General features: G+C 52.1%; 36 protein-coding genes and 1 pseudogene. 1 reads left to right on the top strand and 36 read right to left on the bottom strand.

Annotated features, from left to right (window positions below):
• The first annotated feature begins 277 nt into the window (after window positions 1–277).
• Complete coding sequence (locus ACYVHC_RS11475) at window positions 278–1,420, top strand: anhydro-N-acetylmuramic acid kinase (RefSeq protein WP_460613848.1); 1,143 nt, start codon at window positions 278–280, stop codon at window positions 1,418–1,420.
• A 3-nt stretch (window positions 1,421–1,423) separates the two neighbouring features.
• Here ACYVHC_RS11475 and ACYVHC_RS11470 read toward each other — a convergent pair whose 3' ends face one another.
• The 36 genes and pseudogenes from ACYVHC_RS11470 to rpsL all read right to left on the bottom strand — a co-directional run bounded on the left by ACYVHC_RS11470 (window position 1,424) and on the right by rpsL (window position 23,192).
• A complete protein-coding gene (locus ACYVHC_RS11470; protein ID WP_460613847.1) occupies window positions 1,424–1,822 on the bottom strand; it encodes a hypothetical protein in 399 nt (132 codons plus the stop codon).
• A 95-nt stretch (window positions 1,823–1,917) separates the two neighbouring features.
• Window positions 1,918–2,232, bottom strand: a complete 315-nt coding sequence (locus tag ACYVHC_RS11465; RefSeq protein ID WP_460613846.1) for an FtsB family cell division protein — start codon at window positions 2,230–2,232, stop codon at window positions 1,918–1,920.
• Window positions 2,233–2,452: 220 nt separating this feature from the next.
• A complete protein-coding gene (gene eno / locus ACYVHC_RS11460; protein ID WP_460613845.1) occupies window positions 2,453–3,724 on the bottom strand; it encodes a phosphopyruvate hydratase in 1,272 nt (423 codons plus the stop codon).
• Window positions 3,725–4,051: 327 nt separating this feature from the next.
• On the bottom strand, window positions 4,052–4,627 hold the full coding sequence (gene rplQ / locus ACYVHC_RS11455) for a bL17 family ribosomal protein (RefSeq protein ID WP_460613844.1): 576 nt from the start codon (window positions 4,625–4,627) through the stop codon (window positions 4,052–4,054).
• 213 nt (window positions 4,628–4,840) lie between these two features.
• Window positions 4,841–5,830: a DNA-directed RNA polymerase subunit alpha gene (locus ACYVHC_RS11450; protein ID WP_460613843.1), complete on the bottom strand. Its 990-nt coding sequence runs from the start codon at window positions 5,828–5,830 to the stop codon at window positions 4,841–4,843.
• A 148-nt stretch (window positions 5,831–5,978) separates the two neighbouring features.
• A complete protein-coding gene (rpsD, locus tag ACYVHC_RS11445) occupies window positions 5,979–6,584 on the bottom strand; it encodes a 30S ribosomal protein S4 (protein WP_460613842.1) in 606 nt (201 codons plus the stop codon).
• Window positions 6,585–6,714: 130 nt separating this feature from the next.
• Window positions 6,715–7,107 carry a 30S ribosomal protein S11 gene (gene rpsK / locus ACYVHC_RS11440; protein WP_022822149.1) on the bottom strand — a complete coding sequence of 131 codons (393 nt, stop codon included), beginning with the start codon at window positions 7,105–7,107 and terminating at the stop codon, window positions 6,715–6,717.
• Between the two features lie 79 nt (window positions 7,108–7,186).
• Window positions 7,187–7,564 carry a 30S ribosomal protein S13 gene (gene rpsM / locus ACYVHC_RS11435; RefSeq protein WP_022822148.1) on the bottom strand — a complete coding sequence of 126 codons (378 nt, stop codon included), beginning with the start codon at window positions 7,562–7,564 and terminating at the stop codon, window positions 7,187–7,189.
• Window positions 7,565–7,677: 113 nt separating this feature from the next.
• Complete coding sequence (gene rpmJ / locus ACYVHC_RS11430) at window positions 7,678–7,794, bottom strand: 50S ribosomal protein L36 (RefSeq protein WP_460613841.1); 117 nt, start codon at window positions 7,792–7,794, stop codon at window positions 7,678–7,680.
• Between the two features lie 9 nt (window positions 7,795–7,803).
• Window positions 7,804–8,022 carry a translation initiation factor IF-1 gene (infA, locus tag ACYVHC_RS11425; protein WP_022822146.1) on the bottom strand — a complete coding sequence of 73 codons (219 nt, stop codon included), beginning with the start codon at window positions 8,020–8,022 and terminating at the stop codon, window positions 7,804–7,806.
• A 4-nt stretch (window positions 8,023–8,026) separates the two neighbouring features.
• The gene (map, locus tag ACYVHC_RS11420) at window positions 8,027–8,797 is read right to left on the bottom strand and encodes a type I methionyl aminopeptidase (RefSeq protein ID WP_460613840.1); all 771 of its coding nucleotides are present in this window, start codon (window positions 8,795–8,797) and stop codon (window positions 8,027–8,029) included.
• A 1-nt stretch (window position 8,798) separates the two neighbouring features.
• A complete protein-coding gene (gene secY, locus ACYVHC_RS11415) occupies window positions 8,799–10,112 on the bottom strand; it encodes a preprotein translocase subunit SecY (protein ID WP_460613839.1) in 1,314 nt (437 codons plus the stop codon).
• A 12-nt stretch (window positions 10,113–10,124) separates the two neighbouring features.
• Window positions 10,125–10,568 carry a large ribosomal subunit protein uL15 gene (rplO, locus tag ACYVHC_RS11410; RefSeq protein ID WP_460613838.1) on the bottom strand — a complete coding sequence of 148 codons (444 nt, stop codon included), beginning with the start codon at window positions 10,566–10,568 and terminating at the stop codon, window positions 10,125–10,127.
• Window positions 10,569–10,581: 13 nt separating this feature from the next.
• A complete protein-coding gene (gene rpmD / locus ACYVHC_RS11405) occupies window positions 10,582–10,761 on the bottom strand; it encodes an uL30 family ribosomal protein (RefSeq protein ID WP_460613837.1) in 180 nt (59 codons plus the stop codon).
• Window positions 10,762–10,767: 6 nt separating this feature from the next.
• On the bottom strand, window positions 10,768–11,376 hold the full coding sequence (gene rpsE / locus ACYVHC_RS11400) for a 30S ribosomal protein S5 (RefSeq protein WP_460613836.1): 609 nt from the start codon (window positions 11,374–11,376) through the stop codon (window positions 10,768–10,770).
• A 6-nt stretch (window positions 11,377–11,382) separates the two neighbouring features.
• Window positions 11,383–11,733, bottom strand: coding sequence for a 50S ribosomal protein L18 (gene rplR, locus ACYVHC_RS11395; protein WP_044003239.1), 351 nt, complete (start codon window positions 11,731–11,733; stop codon window positions 11,383–11,385).
• Window positions 11,734–11,742: 9 nt separating this feature from the next.
• Window positions 11,743–12,297 carry a 50S ribosomal protein L6 gene (rplF, locus tag ACYVHC_RS11390; RefSeq protein WP_460613835.1) on the bottom strand — a complete coding sequence of 185 codons (555 nt, stop codon included), beginning with the start codon at window positions 12,295–12,297 and terminating at the stop codon, window positions 11,743–11,745.
• Between the two features lie 20 nt (window positions 12,298–12,317).
• The gene (gene rpsH / locus ACYVHC_RS11385) at window positions 12,318–12,716 is read right to left on the bottom strand and encodes a 30S ribosomal protein S8 (protein ID WP_088844266.1); all 399 of its coding nucleotides are present in this window, start codon (window positions 12,714–12,716) and stop codon (window positions 12,318–12,320) included.
• A 194-nt stretch (window positions 12,717–12,910) separates the two neighbouring features.
• Window positions 12,911–13,180, bottom strand: a complete 270-nt coding sequence (rpsN, locus tag ACYVHC_RS11380; RefSeq protein WP_088462455.1) for a 30S ribosomal protein S14 — start codon at window positions 13,178–13,180, stop codon at window positions 12,911–12,913.
• Window positions 13,173–13,733: a large ribosomal subunit protein uL5 gene (rplE, locus tag ACYVHC_RS11375; protein ID WP_460613834.1), complete on the bottom strand. Its 561-nt coding sequence runs from the start codon at window positions 13,731–13,733 to the stop codon at window positions 13,173–13,175. Before rplE ends, rpsN begins: the two co-directional genes overlap by 8 nt.
• Before the next feature lie 29 nt (window positions 13,734–13,762).
• A pseudogene (gene rplX, locus ACYVHC_RS11370) lies at window positions 13,763–14,011 on the bottom strand (50S ribosomal protein L24); the annotation flags it as partial.
• Between the two features lie 3 nt (window positions 14,012–14,014).
• Window positions 14,015–14,383 (bottom strand): 50S ribosomal protein L14, encoded by a 369-nt coding sequence (rplN, locus tag ACYVHC_RS11365; protein ID WP_045688459.1) that lies wholly within the window; start codon window positions 14,381–14,383, stop codon window positions 14,015–14,017.
• A 1-nt stretch (window position 14,384) separates the two neighbouring features.
• Window positions 14,385–14,675 (bottom strand): 30S ribosomal protein S17, encoded by a 291-nt coding sequence (gene rpsQ / locus ACYVHC_RS11360; protein WP_088844269.1) that lies wholly within the window; start codon window positions 14,673–14,675, stop codon window positions 14,385–14,387.
• Window positions 14,676–14,677: 2 nt separating this feature from the next.
• Window positions 14,678–14,890 (bottom strand): large ribosomal subunit protein uL29, encoded by a 213-nt coding sequence (gene rpmC / locus ACYVHC_RS11355; protein ID WP_460613833.1) that lies wholly within the window; start codon window positions 14,888–14,890, stop codon window positions 14,678–14,680.
• Between the two features lies 1 nt (window position 14,891).
• The gene (rplP, locus tag ACYVHC_RS11350; RefSeq protein WP_125417668.1) at window positions 14,892–15,317 is read right to left on the bottom strand and encodes a 50S ribosomal protein L16; all 426 of its coding nucleotides are present in this window, start codon (window positions 15,315–15,317) and stop codon (window positions 14,892–14,894) included.
• A 37-nt stretch (window positions 15,318–15,354) separates the two neighbouring features.
• On the bottom strand, window positions 15,355–16,224 hold the full coding sequence (rpsC, locus tag ACYVHC_RS11345) for a small ribosomal subunit protein uS3 (RefSeq protein WP_460613832.1): 870 nt from the start codon (window positions 16,222–16,224) through the stop codon (window positions 15,355–15,357).
• A gap of 5 nt (window positions 16,225–16,229) precedes the next feature.
• Window positions 16,230–16,709 (bottom strand): large ribosomal subunit protein uL22, encoded by a 480-nt coding sequence (rplV, locus tag ACYVHC_RS11340; protein WP_460613831.1) that lies wholly within the window; start codon window positions 16,707–16,709, stop codon window positions 16,230–16,232.
• A 2-nt stretch (window positions 16,710–16,711) separates the two neighbouring features.
• A complete protein-coding gene (rpsS, locus tag ACYVHC_RS11335) occupies window positions 16,712–16,990 on the bottom strand; it encodes a 30S ribosomal protein S19 (protein ID WP_110976712.1) in 279 nt (92 codons plus the stop codon).
• 3 nt (window positions 16,991–16,993) lie between these two features.
• Window positions 16,994–17,821 (bottom strand): large ribosomal subunit protein uL2, encoded by an 828-nt coding sequence (gene rplB, locus ACYVHC_RS11330; protein ID WP_460613830.1) that lies wholly within the window; start codon window positions 17,819–17,821, stop codon window positions 16,994–16,996.
• Window positions 17,822–17,861: 40 nt separating this feature from the next.
• On the bottom strand, window positions 17,862–18,149 hold the full coding sequence (gene rplW, locus ACYVHC_RS11325) for an uL23 family ribosomal protein (protein ID WP_460613829.1): 288 nt from the start codon (window positions 18,147–18,149) through the stop codon (window positions 17,862–17,864).
• Window positions 18,149–18,787: a 50S ribosomal protein L4 gene (rplD, locus tag ACYVHC_RS11320; protein WP_460613828.1), complete on the bottom strand. Its 639-nt coding sequence runs from the start codon at window positions 18,785–18,787 to the stop codon at window positions 18,149–18,151. Before rplD ends, rplW begins: the two co-directional genes overlap by 1 nt.
• A gap of 9 nt (window positions 18,788–18,796) precedes the next feature.
• A complete protein-coding gene (rplC, locus tag ACYVHC_RS11315; protein ID WP_460613827.1) occupies window positions 18,797–19,417 on the bottom strand; it encodes a large ribosomal subunit protein uL3 in 621 nt (206 codons plus the stop codon).
• A gap of 215 nt (window positions 19,418–19,632) precedes the next feature.
• Complete coding sequence (gene rpsJ, locus ACYVHC_RS11310) at window positions 19,633–19,938, bottom strand: 30S ribosomal protein S10 (RefSeq protein ID WP_022822123.1); 306 nt, start codon at window positions 19,936–19,938, stop codon at window positions 19,633–19,635.
• A gap of 21 nt (window positions 19,939–19,959) precedes the next feature.
• Window positions 19,960–22,104: an elongation factor G gene (gene fusA / locus ACYVHC_RS11305; protein ID WP_460613826.1), complete on the bottom strand. Its 2,145-nt coding sequence runs from the start codon at window positions 22,102–22,104 to the stop codon at window positions 19,960–19,962.
• Window positions 22,105–22,210: 106 nt separating this feature from the next.
• Complete coding sequence (rpsG, locus tag ACYVHC_RS11300) at window positions 22,211–22,678, bottom strand: 30S ribosomal protein S7 (RefSeq protein ID WP_264679966.1); 468 nt, start codon at window positions 22,676–22,678, stop codon at window positions 22,211–22,213.
• A gap of 85 nt (window positions 22,679–22,763) precedes the next feature.
• The gene (gene rpsL, locus ACYVHC_RS11295; RefSeq protein WP_190783495.1) at window positions 22,764–23,192 is read right to left on the bottom strand and encodes a 30S ribosomal protein S12; all 429 of its coding nucleotides are present in this window, start codon (window positions 23,190–23,192) and stop codon (window positions 22,764–22,766) included.
• Window positions 23,193–23,514: the final 322 nt, after the last annotated feature.

The following is a 23,514-nucleotide window of genomic DNA, read 5'->3' as shown; positions in this document are numbered from 1 at the left end:
CTTCTATGAAGCCCCGCTGCTGCCAGCGGGGCTTTTGCTTTCTTTGTGACCTAGCAACACCCAAATGAACTACATAAAGAAGCTACCCTAAGTGCGTTTCTTCCTCTCACCCGACCACCTACTGCCTAGCTAGCGGCAATAAAAGGTACAAACTGCCTTCAGTTTGGTTTGAGAGTTCCATTTGAGGTAGTAAAGGGTATAAAAGAACTGTATGAATTCTTCGCTTGCTCGTCTCTGTCAGCTTGCCCAGCAACCTAGCCGCTGCATCATTGGCTTAATGTCCGGGACTTCTCTGGATGGGTTGGATGTAGCACTGTGTCGCCTGCACGGCAGTGGCACAGGCACTCGTCTGGAGCTGCTGCAATTCACCACGGTACCTTATTCCGACGACGTACGCCGGCGTATTCGGGAGGTGTTTGCGCGGGAGCAGGTAAGCCTGGAATACCTTACACTGCTACACGCATGGCTAGGGCAGCTACACGCTGATATGATACTGGAGAGCTTGCAGCAGTGGCAGATTCCAGCGGCAGAAGTAGATCTGATAGCTAGCCACGGCCAAACGGTATACCACGCGCCTCAGCACCAACACCGACGCCCCGATTTCCCCCTAAATGCCACCCTGCAGCTCGGCGACGGCGACCACATAGCCGTCCGGACCGGCGTTATCACGCTCAGCGACTTTCGGCAGAAGCATATTGCTGCCGGCGGAGAAGGCGCCCCGTTAGCAGCCTACGGCGACTACCTGCTGCTAAGCAGCCCCGACGAAGAGCGGCTGCTACTGAACCTGGGCGGCATTGCCAACTTCACATACCTACCCCGTACTACCCAGGATTCCAGCACTGCCTTCAGCACCGATACCGGCCCTGGCAACACGCTGCTAGATGCCACAGTGCGCGCCCATTTCCCCGAGTTGGCCTACGATGAAGATGGCCACTTAGCCGCAGCTGGCGCGGTACATGAAGGCTTGCTTGCTGCGCTACTAGAGCACTCGTTTTTCACGGCTCCATTACCCAAAACTACAGGCCCAGAATTGTTCGGAGCGACTTACCTGTGCCAAGCACAGCAACAAAGCGCTACTACCACATTAGGCGTAGAAGATACCCTAGCTACCCTCACGGAGTTAAGTGCCCTAGGAGTGGCTCAGGCAGTTACGCTGGTATTTGGCCCTAGTCCGGCATTAGCCGTGTATATGAGTGGTGGCGGCGCGCATAATCCCACATTACGCGCAGCGTTGCAACGTCATCTGCCCGGCTGCCGCTTTGCTACCACAGCTGCCCTAGGAGTTCTGCCCGACGCCAAAGAGGCTATTCTGTTTGCGTTGCTGGCCAACGAAGCCGTAGCAGGCCAGCCTATCTGTATGGGAGCCGGACGGCAGCGAGTACCGGCCGTAACGATGGGCAAGATTTCTCTGCCCGGCTAGCTTCTACTTGCTTCCTACCAGCGGCACCAAGCTAAAGCCCTGCACTTGCCGGGCTGTGGAGTCGCGAAACGTTACGTCGAGCTGGAAATGTGGAGGCTTCTGAAGCGTATCAGCTTTAAAGGAGAATGCCACAAATGGCTCGGGCGTAGCAGTGCCGCGCAAGCGGTAGCCTAGCTTGTATAAGTCGATGAAGGACCCGTAACGGCGAGCTTGCTCCCGCATGGGCTGGGCAGCCGCTTTAAATTGCTTAGGCGTGAGGGTTTGCTGCACATCAGGGGCTAGCCACGCGTAGGCGGCGTCCCACTCCCCTTGCACCACGGCCAGCAGAAAGCGCCGGGCCACCTGCACCTGTGAGGGTTGCACCTGTGCCGTTTGGGCCAGCTGCGGCAGCAATAACGACAAGGCGCTAAGCCCAAGTAAGCAACATGTTTTGCGCAGTAAACTCATCGGGAGGCTGTGGGCAACTACCACGCCACAAGCTCAGGGCGCGCATACGCTTACTCCTTCTCCTGCGGTATCAGCACAAATACATCTTCGCCGGGGCGCTTCATGATATACTTTTCGCGGGCAAACTTCTCTAGCAGCTCAGGACTGCTAAGCAGCTCGGCGCGGTCTTTCTTCACTTTGTCAATTTCGCGCAGGTAATACTCCTTGTCGTTTTGCAGCTCCTGCCACTTAGCGTACATGTCGTACTGCTTCATCAGGTCGTTGGCATCGAACAAGAACATCCAAACCAGAAAGCTGAGGCCCGCCAGGAAATAGAAGCTGCGCAGAAAGCGCGGCACCCGCCCGAATAATTCACCGATGCGCATGGCAGAGTTGTACTGAGGGTTTGCGGATGAACCTGACTTAGGTATCATCTCAACAAATATCAAATATTCCAGCCAAACCACCACCCAGGTGGTGGCTGCTTGAAGCCGGTAAGTAAAGCTAGGCACGTTTGCGGCCTAAACCCAAAAACGGCACCGCCGCCCAAAGGCAACGGTGCCGTTCTTAAGTGCTTGCGCTGGGTTAGCAGATCAAGCTGCCGAATTACATCTTGCGGCCGGGGAAGTAGGCAATTTCGCCGAGTTCTTCCTCAATGCGGAGCAACTGGTTGTACTTCGACATCCGGTCGGAGCGCGAAGCCGAACCTGTCTTGATCTGGCCGGTGTTCAACGCTACTGCCAGGTCAGCAATGGTGTTGTCCTCCGTCTCGCCTGAGCGGTGCGACATGATGCTCTTGTAGCCATTGCGGCGGCCCAGGTTGATGGCGTCGATAGTTTCGGAGAGCGTTCCAATCTGGTTCACCTTGATCAGAATGGAGTTGGCAATCTTCTCATCAATACCGCGCTGCAGACGGTTTACGTTGGTCACAAACAGGTCGTCGCCTACCAGCTGGGTAGTAGAGCCGATGCTGTTGGTGAGGGCCTTCCAGCCGCTCCAGTCGTCTTCGTCCATGCCATCTTCAATGCTGATGATAGGGTACTTCTTGGTCCAGTCGGTCCAGTACGATACCATTTCCGAAGAGGTTAGCTTGTCGCCGGTGCTCTTTTTGAAGTGGTAGTGACCATCGGAATAGAACTCCGAAGCGGCCGCATCCATGGCAATCATTACGTCGTCGCCAGGCTTGTAGCCAGCCGATTCAATGGCTTGCAGTACAATCTTGATAGCGTCTTCGTTGGACTTGATGTTCGGCGCGAACCCCCCTTCATCGCCTACGTTAGTGCTGAAGCCCTGCTTCTTGAGCACATTTTTCAGGTGATGGAAGATTTCAGTACCCCAGCGCAGCGCTTCTGAGAAGGAAGAAGCCCCAACTGGCATAATCATGAATTCCTGGAAGTCGATGCTGTTATCCGCGTGCGAGCCACCGTTCAGGATGTTCATCATCGGCACAGGCAGCGTGGTGGCGTTTACGCCACCCACGTAGCGGTACAGCGGCATGCCTACCTCGGCGGCAGCGGCGCGGGCAATAGCCAGCGAAGCACCCAGAATGGCATTAGCACCCAGGTTGGCTTTGTTCGGGGTGCCGTCCAGCTCCAGCATGATTTTATCGAGCAGGCCTTGCTCAAACACCGAGAAGCCAATCAGCTCTTCGGCAATCTTGCTGTTCACGTTTTCCACCGCTTTCAGCACGCCTTTGCCCATGTACTTCGAGTTGTCTTCGTCGCGTAGCTCCACAGCTTCGTGTTTGCCGGTGCTAGCGCCCGAAGGCACGGCTGCACGGCCTACAGTTCCGCTTTCGGTGGTCACGTCCACCTCAATGGTTGGATTGCCGCGCGAATCAAAAATCTGGCGAGCGTGAATTTCGGTGATAATGCTCATAAGAAATGGGTTGAATGAAATGAAGATCTGTGTCAGACAATGCCCCAGTAGGTATTGCGCCGCAAGGTAAAAATTAGCCCCGACGTTTCAGCCCCCATAATTTGGGCCGCTGCAAAAGACTAGGCTGTATCTCGCATTCAACCCTCTGCCCCACCAGCTATACTTACTAACAGCGGAGCTATGCAGGATCTTCAGATGATGCTAGCTTCTACTACGACATTTACCAGGGCGGCATCACTGATGCGCTACTTACAGGTCAAAGAGCGCAGACACAAAAAAAGGGATGCACTTTGCAGTGCATCCCTTTTTACAATTTACTGGCTCAGATTACGAAGCAGCTTCCTCGTCGGCAGCTTTAGCTTCGTCGCGGCTTTCGCCTTCTTTCACCGTAGTAGTTGCGGTGTCCTCAGGAGAAGCCGTTTCTACAACAGCAGCAGGAGCTACAGCAGCACCAGCCGGAGCATCAGCCTTCTTCTTGCCGCGCGAACGACGCGTAGTGGTAGCCTTTGACTCGCTAGCGTTCTTAGCTTCGAGCAGAGTCTCGTTGAAGTCAACCAGCTCGATAACGCACATCTCTGCGTTGTCACCCAAACGCACATCGCTCAGCTTGATGATGCGGGTGTAACCACCTGGACGGGTAGCAATTTTAGCCGACACCGTGCCGAACAGCTCTTTCAGAGCCTCTTTGCTTTCCAGTACCGAGAAAACAAGGCGACGCGAGTGCGTCGTGTCGTTCTTCGACTTGGTCAGCAGGGGCTCTACAAACTTGCGCAGAGCTTTAGCTTTAGCAACCGTGGTAGTGATCCGCTTATGCAGGATCAACGACGACGCCATGTTCGAAAGCATGGCATTGCGGTGCGAGGCCGTGCGGCCGAGGTGGTTGATGGTCTTACCGTGACGCATAAAATGAAAAAAGTGTGGGCTTGCGAACAACGACCACGGCGGAAAGCAAACGCGAGGTTGCTTTCACATTAGAACCGTCGTCCCTTAGGGCTCACTGGTTTATGAAAGTGTGAAATGGGAGTGCAAAGGTACGGAATATGCGGACATGAAAAAGGGGCTGAAAAGAAACTGTTTGGAACAGCAATTCTCTTCAGCCCCTTTTCAGGCAACAGCCTATTCTTCGTCGAGCTTATACTTGCCTAGGTCCATTCCGAAGGTTAAGCCTTTTTCCTCTACGAGGTTTTCCAGCTCAGTCAGCGACTTCTTACCGAAGTTGCGGAACTTCATCATGTCCGCCATGTCAAGTTGCACTAGGTCACCCAGCGTCTTGATATCGGCAGCCTTCAGGCAGTTATAAGCACGTACGCTCAGATCCATATCCGCCAGTGGCGTCTTCAGGACTTTGCGCATGTGCAGCGTTTCTTCGTCCACGGTCTCTTCTTCCTCAGCTTTCGCCGTTTCGAAGGTCATGGTGCTGTCCGAGAACAGCATGAAGTGTTGAATCAGAATATTGGCAGCGCCTTTCAGCGCATCCTCCGGATGAATAGAACCGTCGGTGTGAATCTCGATGAGGAGCTTCTCATAGTCGGTCTTCTGCTCAACACGGGTGTTTTCAATGCTATACTTCACGTTCTTGATAGGCGTGAAGATGGCATCAATGGCAATCTGACCGAAAACTTGGTCAGCAGGCTTATTCTCCTCAGCGGGAACATAGCCACGGCCTTTCTGAATTGTGAATTCAAACTCCAACTCAACGTTGGGATCCACGTTGCAGATAACCAGGTCTGGATTCAGAACCTGGAAACCGTTGGTAAACTTGTTGATTTCACCAGCCGAGAACGTGTCCTGACCTTTAACGCGCACCGTGATTTTGTCCTCGATGGCGTCGCTCACTTTCTTGAAGCGAACCTGCTTTAGGTTCAGAATGATTTCGGACATGTCCTCAATCACCCCTTCAATGGTCATGAACTCGTGCAGTACGCTGTTGGTGCGAACCGACGTGATGGCATAGCCCTCCAGCGACGACAGCAGGATGCGGCGCAGAGCGTTGCCGATCGTGACGCCGTAGCCTTTCTCCAGCGGTTTAAATTCAAACGTTCCGTAGAAGTCGTCGGATTTCTCCATCACAACCTTCTCCGGCATTTGAAAAGCTAAGATTGACATAAGTGGGGCGTTTGAAGTAGTGAGAGCAGGTAGTAAGAATGCGGCCAATCTAGCCTAATTTCTTACCACCTGCTACCCAGTTCCAGTTATAACAAGGAAAAAATGTCGAAGCAGAGAAACGGCCCAGACTGCCGGGCCGTTCCAATGATTACTTCGAGTACAACTCGACGATGAGCTGTTCCGTGATTTTCTCCGGAATCAGATCACGCGAGGGGGCGCTAATAAATTTGCCCACCATTTCTTTGCCATCCCACTCCAGCCACGAGAAAGCACGGGCGTTGCGAGCGCTCAGGCTCGTAACGATAGCTTCCAGAGACTTAGATTTTTCGCGAACGGCCACTACATCGCCGGCACGCAGCTTGTAGGAAGCAATGTTTACAACTTCACCATTCACGGTGATGTGCTTGTGCAGAACGAGCTGACGAGCGGCACGACGCGTAGGAGCAATGCCTAAACGGTATACCGTGTTGTCCAGACGCGACTCCAGCAAAGCCAGCAAGTTGTCACCGGTGATGCCGGGCAGAGTAGCAGCTTTGTGGAACAGATTCTCGAATTGCTTCTCAAGTACGCCGTACATGTACTTTACTTTCTGCTTCTCCATCAGCTGGACAGCGTACTCGCTTTGCTTCTTACGACGACCACGACCGTGCTGGCCGGGGGGGTATGCTTTCTTGGTGAGTGCCTTGCTTGGGCCGAAAATCGGCTCATTGAAGCGACGGGCAATCTTGGTTTTAGGACCAGTATAACGTGCCATTTCGGGGTTATTGAGTTTTGAAGGGGTTGAACCGCGTGTGTCGGCTTCCGGAGGCGCACCTTACTATAGCAGAAAGGCGCAATCGGAACCCGACACCGGTGGCTCGCGCTAGGCGAGCCCGTTCGCTAAATCAAACGCGACGACGTTTGGGAGGACGGCAGCCATTGTGGGGCAGCGGCGTCACGTCCTTAATGGTCGTAACCTCAATACCCACGTTACCCAGCGTACGGATAGCGGATTCACGCCCAGCGCCCGGACCCTTTACGAATACTTCAGCTTTGCGCATGCCCAGGTCATGAGCTACTTTGCCGCAGTCCGTAGCAGCCATCTGAGCTGCGTAGGGGGTGTTCTTTTTAGAACCCCGGAAGCCCATCTTACCAGCCGATGCCCAAGAAATTACTTGGCCATTGTTGTTGGTGATGGAGATGATGATGTTGTTGAACGAGGCCTTGATGTGTACCTGGCCTACTGGCTCTACAACGACAACGCGCTTCTTGGCTTTGTCTTTTCTTTTTTGTGCCATTTGGTTATCGCGAAAAACTGCGGAAGGTGTTGAAGCCCGCCTCCAACACTGGAAGTCGGGCTTCGATTCCCGCTACAGATTATTTAGTAGCCTTTTTCTTGCCAGCAACGGTCTTACGCTTGCCCTTGCGGGTACGCGAGTTGTTCTTGGTACGCTGACCACGAACTGGCAGACCTTTGCGGTGACGCAGACCCCGGTAGCAACCGATGTCCATGAGGCGCTTAATGTTCAGCTGCACTTCTGAGCGCAGCACACCTTCGGTCTTGAACTCGGCGGCAATTACGCCACGAATTTCACCAGCCTCCGCTTCAGTCCAATCTTTCACCTTCTTATTCAGGTCAACGCCTGCTTTGGTGAGGATCTGCTGGGCAGAAGGACGGCCAATGCCGAAAATGTAGGTCAGCGCGATTTCACCGCGCTTGTTGTCTGGGATATCTACCCCTGCAATACGAGCCATGTGTTGAGTTTGGGTTTTTGGCGAGTTAGGGTCTTGGGGACCTGGTTTGAGCTAGGACAGTTTTCCTTCAAAAACCAAGTCCTGAAGACCCTAAGTCCCCAACTTCCAGTTGACTACCCTTGACGCTGCTTATAGCGCGGGTTCTTTTTGTTGATCACGTAGAGCTTGCCATTGCGGCGAACCAACTTGCAGTCAGCGCTACGCTTCTTAACCGAGGTTTTGACTTTCATGTCGTCGGATTATTTGTAACGGTACACAATTCGGCCCTTCGACAAATCGTAGGGCGACATTTCGAGTTTTACCTTATCTCCCGGCAGAATCTTGATATAGTGCATCCGCATCTTACCCGAAATGTGGGCAATCAACTGGTGACCGTTCTCCAGCTCCACGCGGAACATGGCATTGGATAAGGCTTCCAGGATAACACCGTCCTGCTCAATGGAAGTTTGTTTGGCCATAAGGCTACTGTAAGGCTTTTTCTATGTATTCGAAGGAGGTAAGTATTTCCGCCTTGTCTTTGCGAACGACTACGGTATGCTCAAAATGCGCCGAAGGCTTTAAATCCTTGGTTCGGATAGTCCAACCATCCTTTTCTTGGATTACACTCTTCGTACCCAGATTTACCATTGGTTCAATGGCAAGTACTAGCCCGGTCTGTAGCTTTAAACCTGCACCACGTTTACCGTAGTTAGGTACTTCAGGCCGTTCATGCAGTTTCTTGCCAATGCCATGACCGACTAGTTCCCGTACAACCCCATAACCTTGCTTTTCAACATGGTTCTGGATTGCAAAGCTTACATCGCCCATCCGGTTACCAGCCACCGCCTGCTCGATTCCGAGATACAATGACTTCTTGGTTTCCTCTAGCAACTTGATTACTTCCGGTGCAACCTCCCCTACTGGGTAAGTGTAAGCACTGTCCGCGTGATACCCATTGAGCAGCACTCCACAGTCAATCGAGACAACGTCACCACTTTTCAGCGTATAGTCGCCTGGAAAACCATGTACTACTACTGAGTTGGGAGAAATGCAAAGGCTATATTCGAACCCATTGTACCCTTTGAAAGAAGGATGCCCACCGTGGTCCCGAATGAATTCTTCAGCGCGCTGATCCAGCTCTCGCGTCGTAATTCCTTCGCGAATCATGCTCGCAACTTCTCCATGAGCCTGAGCCAGCACTTTCGCGCTTGCTCGCATGAACTCGATTTCTTCCTCTGTCTTGTAAAAAATCATCTTACGAAGCGAGGGCAATGTTCTGAGACCGGCCCCGTACTTTGCCCGTCTTCATCATACCATCATAATGACGCATGAGAAGATAGCTCTTGATTTGGTTCATAGTGTCAAGTACTACCCCAACCATGATGATAAGGGAAGTGCCACCATAAAACTGAGCAAAGTTGCTAGTCACTCCAGCTACTTTGGCGAGTGCAGGCAATATTGCAATTACAGCCAAAGCCACAGCTCCAGGCAGCGTAATCCGGGTCAGCACTTCATCGATATACTCTGATGTATCACGACCTGGTTTTACACCGGGAACAAATCCACCACTGCGCTTCAGATCATCAGCAATCTGATTAGGATTAACGCTGATAGCTGTATAGAAGTAAGTGAAGATGATAATCAACAAGCCAAAGACAACGTTATAAACCCAATGGTTAGGTTGAAACCATGTGCTGATAAGCGTAGCAGCGTCGCTGTTCTTATTCCAAGCAGAAGCTGCAATAGCAGGAACGAACATCAACGACTGAGCAAAAATGATTGGCATAACGCCAGCCGCATTCACCTTCATCGGGATATACTGACGCTGGGAGCTGAGGCTAGCTGCCCCTCCTACCTGTTTGGCGTATTGTACTGGTATCTGACGTACAGCCTGAGTCAGGATGATAACCGCCATTACTACCAAGAACAGTACTACAAGCTCAATAAGGAAAATGAGTGAGCCGCGCATTGTCCGCGCAGTCGCTTCACCTATCAGAGCGCCAGGAAGCCGTGATACAATCCCGATCATAATGATCATGGAGATACCATTGCCAACACCTTTATCAGTTATCTTTTCTCCAAGCCACATGCAAAACAGCGTACCAGCTGTTACAATTATGGCAGTAGAGACAGTAAAGAAAACTCCTGGGTTTAGAATTGCATCCGCGTTTATCGTTGCTATAAAGCCAACAGACTGTAAAGCAACAATAGGGATAGTTAGTAAGCGGGTATACTGGTTGATCTTCTTACGGCCGGACTCACCTTCTTTCTGAAGTTTCTGAAAGTAAGGAACCGCAATTGTGAGCAGTTGCAACACAATGGACGCCGATATATAAGGCATGATGCCCAAGGCGAAGATTGATGCATGGCTAAAAGCACCACCAAGCAAGGTATCTAGGATACCTAAAACTCCAGTTGCGCCTTCAGTCAACTTCGTTGGGTCGACGCCAGGGAGCACCACGTAAGAACCCAGCCGGTAGATGGCAATGAAAAAAAGCGTATTGAAGATCCGCATACGCAGATCTTCAATCGCAAAGATGTTCTTAATCGTGGTGATTAACTTGTTCATTGCCAGTCAGGCTTACAGCGTCACAGCTTTGCCACCTGCTTTCTCAATAGCTTCAACAGCCGATTTGGAAAAAGCATGGGCATGCACTTCTAGGGCTTGGGTGATTTCACCACGGCCCAGCACTTTAATCTTAGCGTTTTTCGAAGCTAAGCCAGCAGTCACAAAGAAAGCAGCATCCAATGTAGTGATGCCACCTTCCGCGAGAGAAGCCAACACGTCAAGATTGACGGCTTTGTACTCAACACGGTTGATATTTTTGAAACCGAACTTTGGTACCCGGCGCTGGAGAGGCATTTGGCCACCTTCAAAGCCTGATTTTTTGGAGTAACCCGAACGGGACTTGGCACCTTTGTGACCGCGCGTCGACGTGCCGCCACGGCCGGAACCGGTACCACGGCCAATACGCTTCTGATTGCGTGTCGAGCCAACGGCAGGTTGTAGATTGCTGAGATTCATTTTCGGGAGATTCCTAGAGTTCGGTTACTTCCAACAGGTGCTTCACGGCGTGGATCATGCCAGCTACCTGAGGAGTGTTTTCCACTGCCTTAGAGCTACCGATCTTACCGAGGCCCAAGGCCTTTACAGTGCGCTTCTGACGCTCGGGGCGGTCAATAACGCTCTTTACGAGTTTAATTTGGATCTGCGCCATCTGCTCTTAGCCGTTAAAAACTTGGGAGAGGGTGATGCCGCGCTGCTGAGCGATCTGCATGGGGTCACGCATTTTCAGCAGAGCATCGAAGGTCGCTTTTACCACGTTATGCGGGTTCGACGAACCCTTCGACTTAGCTAGTACATCCTTGATACCAGCGCTTTCGAAAACAGCGCGCATAGCGCCACCTGCGATTACACCCGTACCAGCAGCAGCTGGTTGAACCAACACAAAACCACCAGAGTACTTACCTTCCATGATATGAGGAACCGTGTGCTTGTACAGCGGAACCTTCACCAGGTTTTTCTTAGCGTCGTCAATGCCTTTAGCAATGGCGTCGGTTACCTCATTGGCTTTGCCTAGGCCATAGCCAACAGTACCGTTACCATCACCTACAACCACGATAGCAGAGAAGCTGAAGCGACGACCGCCTTTTACTACTTTTGCTACACGGTTAATGGCAACCACCTTTTCTTTTAGATCAGAGTCACCAGTACGGGACTGATCGTTGTTGCGGTCATTCCCGCGACGGTCATTGCCACCACCACGACGGTCATTGCCACCGCCACGGTTATCGCCGCTACCACCACGAGGGCCGTTGTTAAATTCTGCCATGATGATTTAGAAATTGAGGCCGCCTTCGCGGGCTCCTTCTGCCAATGATTTTACGCGGCCGTGGTAGAGGTAACCGGAGCGGTCAAATACCACTTTCGAAATTCCTTTTCCTGTAGCACGGGCAGCAAGTTCTTTGCCGACTGCGGCAGCGAGGGCGACTCCGTTGCCCCCTTCCACCGAAACGTGCTTCGAGGAAGCAGACGCCAGCGTGTGACCAGTCGTGTCATCAATAATCTGGGCATAAATACCCGTATTGCTGCGGAAGACCGACAAACGCGGACGCTCGGACGTGCCAGCCACCTTAGTGCGGATGATGCGCTGGATCCGTTTTCTTCTAGTTGCTTTATCGAAAGCCATGGTGTGTTATTATTTCGAAGCTGTTTTACCAGCCTTACGACGAATCTGCTCACCCACGAAGCGCACGCCTTTGCCTTTGTAAGGCTCAACTTTACGCAACGAGCGGATTTTAGCAGCCACTTGGCCCAGCAGTTGCTTATCAATGCTGGTTAAAGTAACGATTGGGTTTTTACCTTTCTCAGTTACAGCCGTGGCGGTTACTTCCTTCGGCAGAGCCAAGAAAATATTGTGTGAATAACCCAACGACAGTTCTAAGGTGGTACCAGCCATAGAAGCTTTGTAACCAACACCTACTAGCTCCAGCTTCTGCTCCAACCCGTTGCTAACACCGCTTACTGCGTTGTTTAGCAGCGAACGATAAAGGCCGTGCATAGCCTTATGGCGCTTCTGCTCGGTTGGGCGCGACACTACTAGCTGACCATCTTCGGTAGCTATCGTGATGTCGCGGTCAACTGGAACCACCAAAGTACCTTTAGGGCCCTTCACGGTTACCGTGTTTTCGTTGCTCACTTCAACCTGCACGTTGGCGGGCAGGCTGATGGGCAGTTTACCAATGCGTGACATAGTCTCGTTTTCCTTTCAGATTAGTAGACGTAGCACAGCACTTCGCCGCCCACGTTCTCGGCTTTCGCCTCTTTCTCCGTCATCACGCCCTTCGACGTCGACAGAATCGCAACACCTAGGCCGCTCAATACGCGGGGCAGGTTTTCTACGTGAGCGTACTTACGCAGACCTGGAGTGCTTACACGCTCCAGCTTTGTGATAGCAGGCTGCTTGGTAGCCGGGTTGTACTTCAGCGCGATTTTGATCGTGCCCTGTACCGCAGAGTCATCAAAACGGTAGCTCTGAATGTAGCCCTTCTTGTAGAGCACCTTCGTGATTTCCTTTTTGATGTTGCTGGCCGGGATTTCTACTACCCGGTGGTTTGCCTTAATGGCATTGCGCACCCGGGTAAGGTAGTCGGCAATTGGATCTGTGTTCATTCGGATGTAAAAATGAAGCGCCCTTTTTTAGGGAGCCGCAAAGATATGAAAATTTCGCCGCCACGGAAAGAGGCGACGAAATTTTCGGTTAAGACTACTCGGCTCGGCTTATTTAGGCTCGGCCAATGGTTTCTTTCGGCAACCTGCCAAATATCATTGCTTTACTAGCTGGCTATGTAAAGCAATTCGTGGTCTTACCAGCTTGACTTGGTTACACCAGGAATTTTACCGGCGAGTGCCATTTCACGGAACCGTACCCGGCTAATGCCGAACTTACGCATGTATCCACGAGGGCGGCCGTCAATTTTGTCGCGGTTGTGCAGACGCACTGGCGAAGCATTGCGGGGCAGCTTATCCAGACCTTCGTAGTCGCCAGCCTCTTTCAGAGCCTTGCGCTTCTCGGCGTAACGGGCTACGGTAGCAATACGCTTCCGCTCCCGTGCTTTCATTGATTCCTTAGCCATTGTTCTGTTTCTTGGCGTTAGCGAACGGCATCCCAAAAGCGCGCAGCAGCTCGTAGCTCTGTTCGTCGTTTTCAGCAGTCGTTACGAAGGTAATATCCATACCGGAAATCGATTTGATTTTATCAATCGAAATCTCTGGGAAGATAATTTGCTCCTTGACACCGAGGGTATAGTTCCCGCGGCCATCGAAGCCTTTATCATTGATGCCTTTGAAGTCACGAACGCGGGGCAGAGCGATGGTTAGCAGACGGTCGAGGAACTCGTACATCTGATTGCCGCGTAGGGTAACGCGAGCACCGATAGGCATGCCTTCACGCAGTTTGAAGTTCGACACCGAACGTTTGGCAATGGTAGCAACTGCTTTCTGACCAGTGATGGTCGTCAGCTCATCTACGCCATTGTCAACTAGCTTCTTATCAGCTACTGCTGATCCGATGCCACGGTTGATGCAGATCTTAGTGATGCGTGGTACCTGCATGATGCTCTTGAATTGGAATTTCTCCTGGAGCGCAGGTACTACTTCTTTATTATATTTTTCTTTCAGTCGTGCCATAGTCGTAGAGCTGATTAGGCGTTGGTCGATTCAACACGCTTCACGTTGCTCACATGAATCGGTGCCTCGATCTTGGTGATGCCGCCCTGTGGGTTCTTCGCACTTGGTTTGTTGTGCTTAGTTGCCAGGTTCAGGCCTTCCACGATAACACGCTGGGTAGAGCGGTTCACCGACTTAATAGTACCGGTTTTGCCTTTCTCGTCGCCGGCAATCACCAGAACGGTGTCACCAGTTTTCACGTGCAGTTTCGCGGGCGTTGCTTTCGTTTTCGTTGCCATTGCTTAGAGAACTTCAGGAGCCAGCGAAACGATCTTCATGAACTGCTTTTCACGCAATTCGCGGGCCACGGGGCCGAAGATGCGGGTACCGCGGGGCTCATCGTTATTGTTGAGCAGTACAGCAGCATTGTCATCGAAACGAATGTAAGAACCGTCTTTACGACGAATTTCCTTTTTCGTACGAACAACTACTGCTTTTGATACAGCGCCTTTTTTGGCGTTGCCGGAGGGAATAGCCGACTTAATTGCAACCACAATTTTGTCGCCTACGCTAGCATATTTCTTGCCCGTGCCACCGAGGACACGAATGCAGAGAACTTCTTTGGCGCCGCTGTTATCAGCGACGGTCAGACGGGATTCTTGCTGTATCATCTTATTTGGCGCGTTCTACGATTTCTACCAGTCTCCAGCGTTTGTTCTTGCTCAACGGACGGGTTGACATGATACGAACCGTATCACCTTCACCGCATTCGTTATTCTCGTCGTGTGCCATGAATTTGGTCGACTTGGTAACGAACTTGCCGTAGATCGGGTGCTTCATTTTGCTTTCCACTACCACCGTGATGGACTTGTCCATCTTAGAGGAGGAAACGCGCCCGATGATTTCTTTGCGCAGGTTCCGCTCAGTTGCGGTCGTTGCCTGCTGTTCTTCGTTGCTTGCCATCGTTAGTTAGCAGTGTTAGTAGCCTGCTCGTTCTCGCGACGTTTCAACTCGGTCAGCAGACGGGCGACATTTTTGCGGGCTTGCTTCAGACGGATCGGGTTTTCCAAAGGTGAAATGGCGTGCGCGAAGCGCATCGTCTGACCATTGGTTTGCTCCGTCTTAATTTGATTTTTGAGGTCCTCAATAGAGAGGGCACGGATATCTGCGTTCTTCATCTTACTTGCTTTCTACGTAGTCGCGACGAACAACAAATGAAGTCCGAACCGGCAATTTCTGCGCGGCCAGACGCAGCGACTCCTGCGCCACTTCTAGTGAAACACCGTCTGACTCAAACATGATGGTGCCAGGCTTAACACAGGCTACCCAATACTCGGGTGAACCTTTACCCTTACCCATCCGCACTTCAGCGGGCTTCTTAGTGATAGGCTTATCTGGGAAGATGCGAATCCATACTTGACCTTCGCGTTTCATGGCGCGGGTCATGGCGATACGAGCTGCCTCAATTTGGCGAGCCGTAATCCATGCCTGTTCCAGCGACTTGATAGCGAACGAACCGAAGTCAATGGAGCTGCCGCGATGGGCTAGGCCATGCACGCGACCCTTTTGCATCTTGCGATACTTGGTCCTTTTCGGTTGTAACATGAGTTATCTTGAATTTAATCGAGAGAAAAGAAAAAGGCTAGCGACGGGGTGCTCCACCGCCTTGGCCGCCACGGTTCGGAGCACCGCCGCCACCGCGACGCTGTCCACCACCTTGACCACCGCGGTTGTCACCACCACGGCCTTCACCGCCGCGGTCATTACGGTCGCGACGTGGGCCACGGTCACCACCACGGTCACCACGCTCACCGCGCGGGCCACGGTCGTTGCGGCTGTCGCCACCCTGACCACCGGCGGGCTGCTGATTAGGAGAAAGATCCGGCTTGCCGAATACTTCACCACGCATCACCCATACCTTGATACCAATTTTACCATACACAGTCTGTGCTTCTGACAAAGCGTAATCAATGTCAGCGCGCAGTGTGTGCAGTGGCGTACGGCCTTCTTTATACTGCTCGGAGCGAGCAATCTCAGCACCACCCAAACGACCACCGCACTGAATCTTGATGCCTTCAGCACCAACACGAATAGCAGCCTGAATTGCCATTTTCATGGCACGGCGGAAAGAGATACGAGCCTGGAGCTGCTGAGCAATGCTTTCGCCTACTAGCTTGGCATCAAGTTCAGGACGCTTGATCTCAAAGATGTTGATCTGAACGTCTTTGCCAGTAATCTGCTTCAGTTCGTCCTTGATCTTATCAACTTCAGCACCGCCTTTACCGATTACTACACCCGGACGAGCCGTGTTGATAGTGATGGTGACACGCTTCAGAGTGCGCTCGATTACGATGCGGCTGATACCCCCTTTCGGGATACGAGCCATGATGTATTTGCGGATTTTTTCGTCCTCAACCAGTTTGTCGGCAAAGTCCTTGCCACCGTACCAGTTCGAGTCCCATCCTTTGATGACGCCCAGACGGAAGCCAACCGGATTTACTTTCTGTCCCATAGTGCTTATGCGGTGGCTTCTGCCGTGGTTTCAGTGGATTTCTTGGCCGTGCTACGACGAGTCGTCTTGGGCTTAGCTTCAGCGTTGGCGGCTGGCTTGGTCTCAGCAGCCTGCTTAGCAGCAGCTTTGCTGCCTAGCGGTTCTACTTTAGAGTCAATCACCAGCGTCACGTGATTGCTACGCTTGCGGATGCGGTGGCCACGTCCCTGAGGGGCAGGGCGCAGACGCTTCAGCATACGACCTTCATCCACGAAAATCTCTTTAATGTAGAGGTTGGCATCTTCGATGCGCTCGTCCTCGTTCTTCTGCTGCCAGTTGGCCAAAGCCGACAAGAGCAGTTTCTCGATTTTAGGAGCACCCGAGTTGGCCTCAAATTTCAGCAGGCCTAGAGCACGGGTCACTTTCTGACCGCGTACCAGGTTGGCTACCAAGCGCATCTTGCGCGGCGAGGTAGGCACGTTCCGGAGTTTAGCTACTGCTTCCATGATTAGCGCTTGCCTTTATCTTTCTTGGCGATATGGCCGCGGAAGTTCCGGGTCGGAGCAAACTCACCGAGCTTGTGTCCTACCATGTTCTCCGTTACATACACCGGGATGAACTTATTGCCGTTGTGAACAGCGAAGGTGTGGCCAACGAAGTCAGGCGAAATCATCGAGCGGCGAGACCAAGTCTTCACCACCGACTTTTTGCCGGATTCGTCCATTGCCGATACTTTCTTCTCGAGCCGGAAGTCAATGTACGGCCCTTTTTTTAGTGAACGTGCCATTGCTTACTTCTTGCCTTTGCGGCTTACGATCAGGTTCTCGGAATACTTATTCTTGTTGCGCGTTTTCTGGCCCTTCGAGAAGATACCATTACGGCTACGTGGGTGACCACCCGACGATTTACCTTCACCACCACCCATTGGGTGATCGACAGGGTTCATAGCCACACCACGAACGCGGGGACGACGACCCAACCAACGGTTACGGCCGGCTTTGCCGAGGCGAACATTCATGTGGTCGCCGTTTGAAACGGTACCTACCGTAGCCATGCAGGTAACGAGTACCATGCGCATTTCGCCGGAGGGCAATTTCAAGGTGGCGTATTTGTCCTCGCGGGCTACCAGCTGAGCATAAGTACCAGCTGAGCGGGCCATAGCAGCACCATTACCGGGCATCAGCTCGATATTGTGTACGATGGTACCCAGCGGAATCTCACGCAGGGGCAGGGCATTGCCTACTTCCGGAGCTACGCCCGAACCCGACACCACACTAGCTCCTACGGTCAGACCAGCTGGAGCAATGATGTAGCGTTTCTCACCATCAGCATATTGCAGCAAAGCAATACGAGCGGTACGGTTAGGATCGTACTCAATCGTCTTCACCGTAGCAGGCACAGTAGCCTTGTCACGCTTGAAGTCGATGATACGGTATTTGGCTTTGTGTCCACCACCGATGTAGCGGTTAGACATCTTGCCTGAGTTGTTACGGCCACCGGAGTTTTTCAGGGGTGCCAACAGCGACTTCTCCGGCGTCGACGCAGTAATCTCGTCGAAGGCCGGGGCGATGCGGAAGCGCTGACCCGGTGATGTTGGTCTTAGTTTTTTGAGTGCCATTACTCTTGCTTAGGGAAAATCTCTTGGCGGGAAAGTAGGCTTACAGGCCGCTGTAGAAGTCGATGATATCGCCTTCTTTCACGGTCACGATGGCTTTTTTGCCATGGGCACGACGACCAGAAACGGCGCCGCCCTTCGTGAACTTAGATTTCACTTTGCCGATGGTGCGGATCGTGCTGATGCCCGTTACCGTCACTCCGTACATTTGCTCAATCTCTTTCTTGATCTGAACCTTATTGGCGTCAATAGCCACTTCGAAAGCATATTGGCTTTTCTCGTTCAGACCCGTAGCCTTTTCAGTTACGATGGGTTTCTTCAGGATGCTCATTACTCAGCAGTGGTATAGAGTTGTTCCAGAGCGCTCAACCCATCTTCTGACAGCAACAGGGTGTCGGTGTTCAGCAGATCGTGGGTATTCAGAGCTACCGGAGTAGCTACGCTCACTTTCTGGATGTTGCGAGCCGACAGAACCACGTTTTTGTCAACCGAGCCAGTTACTAGCAGGGTTTTCTTGCCGTTGTTCAGCTTCAAACCAGCTAGGATAGCGGCGAAGTCTTTGGTCTTAGCTGAAGTAAGAGTAATGTTTTCCACTACTGATACTTTGCCATCTTTAGCCAACACCGAGAGGGCTGACAGACGAGCAAGACGCTTTGTTTTTTTGTTCAGCTTGAAGCCGTAGTCGCGAGGCTGAGGACCGAAAATACGGCCACCACCTACGAATACACCTGACTTCATGCTACCTGCACGGGCACCACCGGTACCTTTCTGCTTCTTCAGCTTCTTGGTAGTGCCGTGTACTTCGTTACGCTGTTTCGACTTGTGCGTACCCTGGCGCTGATTGGCCAAATACTGCTTCACGTCGAGATACATCACGTGCTCGTTCGGCTCTAGGCCGAAGATGGCGTCAGACAGAGTAACCTTGCGGCCGGTGTCTTCGCCTTTGATGTTGATTACTGACAGTTCCATGTTGCTAGCTTATTTTTCCAGGACCACGAAAGAGTTCTTGGCACCGGGAATCGAGCCGCTCACCACGATGAGGTTTTTGTCGGCTACAATGCGCATCACCTTCAGGTTCTGCACTTTCACACGGTCGTTACCCATACGGCCACCCATGCGCATTCCTTTGAATACGCGTGAAGGCCACGAGCAAGCACCAATAGAACCGGGGTGACGACCACGGTTATGCTGACCGTGCGTCTGGCCACCAACACCAGCAAAGTTGTAACGCTTTACTACGCCCTGGAAACCTTTACCTTTTGAGGTACCTACTACGTCAACGAATTCACCTTCCTCGAAGAGAGTAGTGTTGATTTCGCTACCAGCAGTATAATTGGCTGCCTCGTCGGTGCGGAACTCAACGAGTTTTTTCTTGGGGGTGGTTCCGGCTTTAGCGAAGTGACCAGCCAATGCTTTGGTGGTGTTCTTTGCTTTCTTCTCGCCGTAACCGAGCTGGATGGCGGTATAGCCGTCCGTTTCGATGGTCTTAACCTGCGTCACTACGCACGGACCCGCCTCAATGAGCGTGCAGGGAATGTTCTTCCCGTCCGGAGTGAAGAGGCTTGTCATACCGATTTTTTTACCGATGATGCCAGGCATTCGATTGGGGTTTTAGAAAAAGACACACTCGAAAACGCCCAAGTGGCGTTTTCGGAAATGGAGTGCAAAGCTAGGAAATTGTTATGTGATAATCTAACCCCGCCCTGAAATATTTTCAGGATCATATAGTTAGCCCCTTATCAGCAAAGAAAATGCCCCATCAGTTCCGAAGAACTAATGGGGCATTTTCTTATTTAAATCTTAGAAATCAGTCCTCAGACTTTGATTTCAACGTCAACGCCGCTGGGCAGTTCAAGCTTCATCAGGGCATCTACAGTCTTCGACGAAGTGGAGTAGATATCAACGAGGCGCTTGTAAGTGCAGAGCTGGAACTGCTCACGCGACTTCTTGTTCACGTGGGGTGAACGTAGTACAGTGAACTTCTCCTTGTCGGTTGGCAATGGGATAGGGCCGCTTACGATAGCACCCGTAGCCTTCACCGCCTTCACAATCTTCTCCGACGATTTATCCACCAAGTTGTGGTCGTAGGATTTGAGTTTGATGCGAATCTTCTGGTTCATGTCTTTTGAATGAAAGCGGTATTAGCGAATGGCGTTACCCTTTTGCTTAGCAATGATAGCTTCAGCAAGGTTATTGGGCACCTGATCGTAGTGCGAGAAAGTCAGCGAAGCTGAAGCACGGCCCGAAGAGATAGTACGCAGCGTGGTTACGTAACCGAACAGTTCCGACAGCGGAACATCAGCCTTAATCACATTGGCGCCACCTTTCGTGTCCATGCCTTTCATGATACCCCGACGACGGTTCAAGTCACCCGTTACCGAGCCGGTGTATTCATCAGGAGAAACTACTTCTACAGCCATAATAGGCTCGAGCAGTTTTGGACCAGCTTGCTTGCCTGCCTCACGGAAACCACCGCGCGCTGCGAGTTCGAACGACAGAGCATCCGAGTCAACATCGTGGTAGGAACCGTAGTACAGACGTACACGCATACCCTCGATGGGGAAGCCTGCCAGCGGACCGTTCTTCATGGCTTCTTCGAAACCTTTCTGAACTGGGGCAATGAATTCGCGAGGGATAACACCACCGGTGATATCGTTTACGAACTCTAGACCTGGCTTCTCCGGATCGGTCAGTTTCGGACCGAGTTCGAACACGATGTCGCCGAACTTACCACGACCACCAGTCTGCTTCTTATAAGTTTCGCGGTGCTCAACCGTTTTGGTCAGAATCTCCTTGTAGGCAACCATTGGGGCGCCCTGGTTGATTTCTACCTTGAACTCACGACGCATACGGTCGATGATGATTTCAAGGTGAAGCTCGCCCATACCTTTCAGTACGGTCTGGCCAGTCTCGGGGTCAGTCTGTACTACGAGGGTAGGATCTTCTTCCACGAGTTTGGCAATAGCCATACCCATCTTATCAACGTCAGCCTGAGTTTTGGGCTCAATGGCGTAACCGATAACAGGCTCAGGGAACGACATAGACTCGAGTACGATGCGCGACTTTTCGTCGGTCAGCGTATCACCAGTCTTAATGTCTTTGAAACCAACACCTGCAGCAATATCACCCGCCTGGATCTTATCAATTGGGTTCTGCTTGTTGGAGTGCATCTGCATCAGGCGCGAGATACGCTCCTTCTTGCCGGTGCGGTTGTTGAACACGTACGAGCCTGCGTCCAGCACGCCGCTGTAGCAGCGGAAGAAGCACAGACGGCCCACGAACGGGTCAGTAGCAATTTTGAATGCCAGAGCCGTGAAGGGCTCGTCATTGTCTGGGTGACGCTCAAGTTCCTCGCCAGTGTCGGGGTTAGTACCGATAATGGCAGGCATGTCCAGCGGCGAAGGCAGGTAGGCCATTACGCCATCCAGCATCGACTGTACACCTTTGTTTTTGAAGGCCGATCCGCACATTACAGGCGAGAACTTCATGTCGATAACCGCTTGGCGGATAACAACCATCATTTCATCGCGGGTGATGCTTTCTGGATCTTCGAAGAACTTCTCCAACAGACGGTCATCATACTCAGCAACACTCTCGATGAGCTTCTGACGCCACTCGGCAACAGTATCCACCAGATCCTCGGGAACCGGGATTTCGTGGTACGACTTGCCTTGGGTGGCATCATCCCATACGATAGCCTTGCCGGTCAGCAGATCGACAACACCTTTGAAGGTTTCTTCAGCCCCGATCGGGATTTGCAGAGGCACTGGGTTTGCACCCAATTTGTCCTTAATCTCGGCTACGGCCTTGAAGAAGTCAGCGCCGGCACGGTCCATCTTGTTGACGAAGCAGATACGCGGCACTTTGTATTTGTCAGCCTGACGCCATACGGTTTCCGACTGCGGCTCAACGCCCGAAACGGCGCAGAACAGAGCAACGGCACCATCCAGAACACGCAACGAGCGCTCCACCTCTACGGTGAAGTCTACGTGGCCGGGAGTATCGATCAGGTTGATTTTATATTGCTTGGTCTCCGAAGTCGGATCACCGTTTGCATCGGTAGGGTAATTCCAGAAGGTAGTAGTAGCAGCCGACGTGATGGTGATACCACGCTCCTGCTCCTGCTCCATCCAGTCCATCGTGGCAGCACCTTCGTGCACTTCCCCGATTTTGTGGGTTTTACCGGTGTAGTAGAGAATGCGCTCCGAAGTCGTGGTCTTACCGGCGTCGATGTGCGCCATAATCCCGATGTTCCGGAGGTATTGCAGGTCTTTATTAACAGCCATTGCTTTTGTTATGACGTAGAGATTATTGCAGTTGAGCTCTCTGAACGCGAAAAATTACTTTCTCATTCCCAAGATGCACGACTTCTATACTCTCTGCTAGGTCTTGTTAGAAGCGGAAGTGCGAGAAGGCCTTGTTGGCTTCTGCCATCCGGTGCGTGTCGTCCTTTTTCTTAACGGCAGCACCTTCACCTTTGGCGGCAGCAATGATTTCGCCAGCCAGCTTGTCCTTCATGGTTTTCTCACCACGACGACGAGCATATTGAATCAGCCACTTCGAGCCAACAGCAATACGACGATCAGGGCGAACCTCAGTAGGCACCTGGAAGGTAGCACCACCTACGCGGCGGCTCTTCACTTCTACAGTCGGCATTACGTTGTTGAGGGCTTTGCGCCACATCTCCAGGCCGCTTTCCTTGGTGCGCTGCTCAACAAGCTCGCAGGCATCATAGAAAATGGTGTAGGCTAGGTTTTTCTTCCCGTCGTACATCATGTAGTTGACGAAACGGGTTACTAGCGTCTCCTTGTACTTAGGATCGGGCAGGAGGATGCGCTTTTTTGGTTTTGACTTTCTCATGGGTGTAGAAATGAGTGGCGGTAGCGAGCAGCGGGATAAGAACCATGTGCTATCCTGCACTGGGCGCTACCTTACTCGTATTCAATTACTTTTTCTTACCGGGTGCGGGTTTGCCACCTTTGCCTGCTGCGGCAACTTGACCCGGCTTCGGACGCTTAGCGCCATACTTTGAGCGGCGCTGCAAACGGCCGTTTACACCGGCGGTGTCAAGAGCACCACGGATGATGTGGTAACGTACACCGGGAAGGTCTTTCACACGGCCACCACGGATCAGCACGATGCTGTGCTCCTGCAGGTTGTGGCCTTCACCAGGGATGTAGGCGTTAACTTCTTTGCCGTTGGTGAGGCGCACACGGGCAACTTTACGCATAGCCGAGTTCGGCTTCTTAGGCGTGGTGGTGTACACACGGGTGCAAACGCCACGGCGCTGCGGGCACGAGTCAAGAGCCGGCGACTTCGACTTCGTCGTCAGCTTCTCGCGGCCTTTTCGTACTAACTGGTTGATGGTAGGCATCTACGGAATGTTTTGTCAAGGAGGGTTCTCTCCCAAAAAATTAGGCTTGCAAAGGTATAAAAGTTGGCCGGAAATAGCAAACAGGTTGAAATAGTTAATTTTAGAGAAGCTGCAACCCATGTTCAAACTGCTTTTGGTAGGGGTTTGAGCCATATTTCACCCTAGCACTACGCTTCAGCTAGCTTGCATCACAGCGGTTCGCCTCCTCTACTACCCTAGTAGCAAGCGCCTACACCAGTTTGTAATAAGTGTGACGGGTAATAATTGCACATAAAACAGGAAAGGCTTCTATCTTCTCGATAAAAGCCTTTCCTGTGATAGT

Source organism: Hymenobacter seoulensis (assembly GCF_054780535.1).
This window is presented reverse-complemented; position numbering and strand designations above follow the sequence as displayed.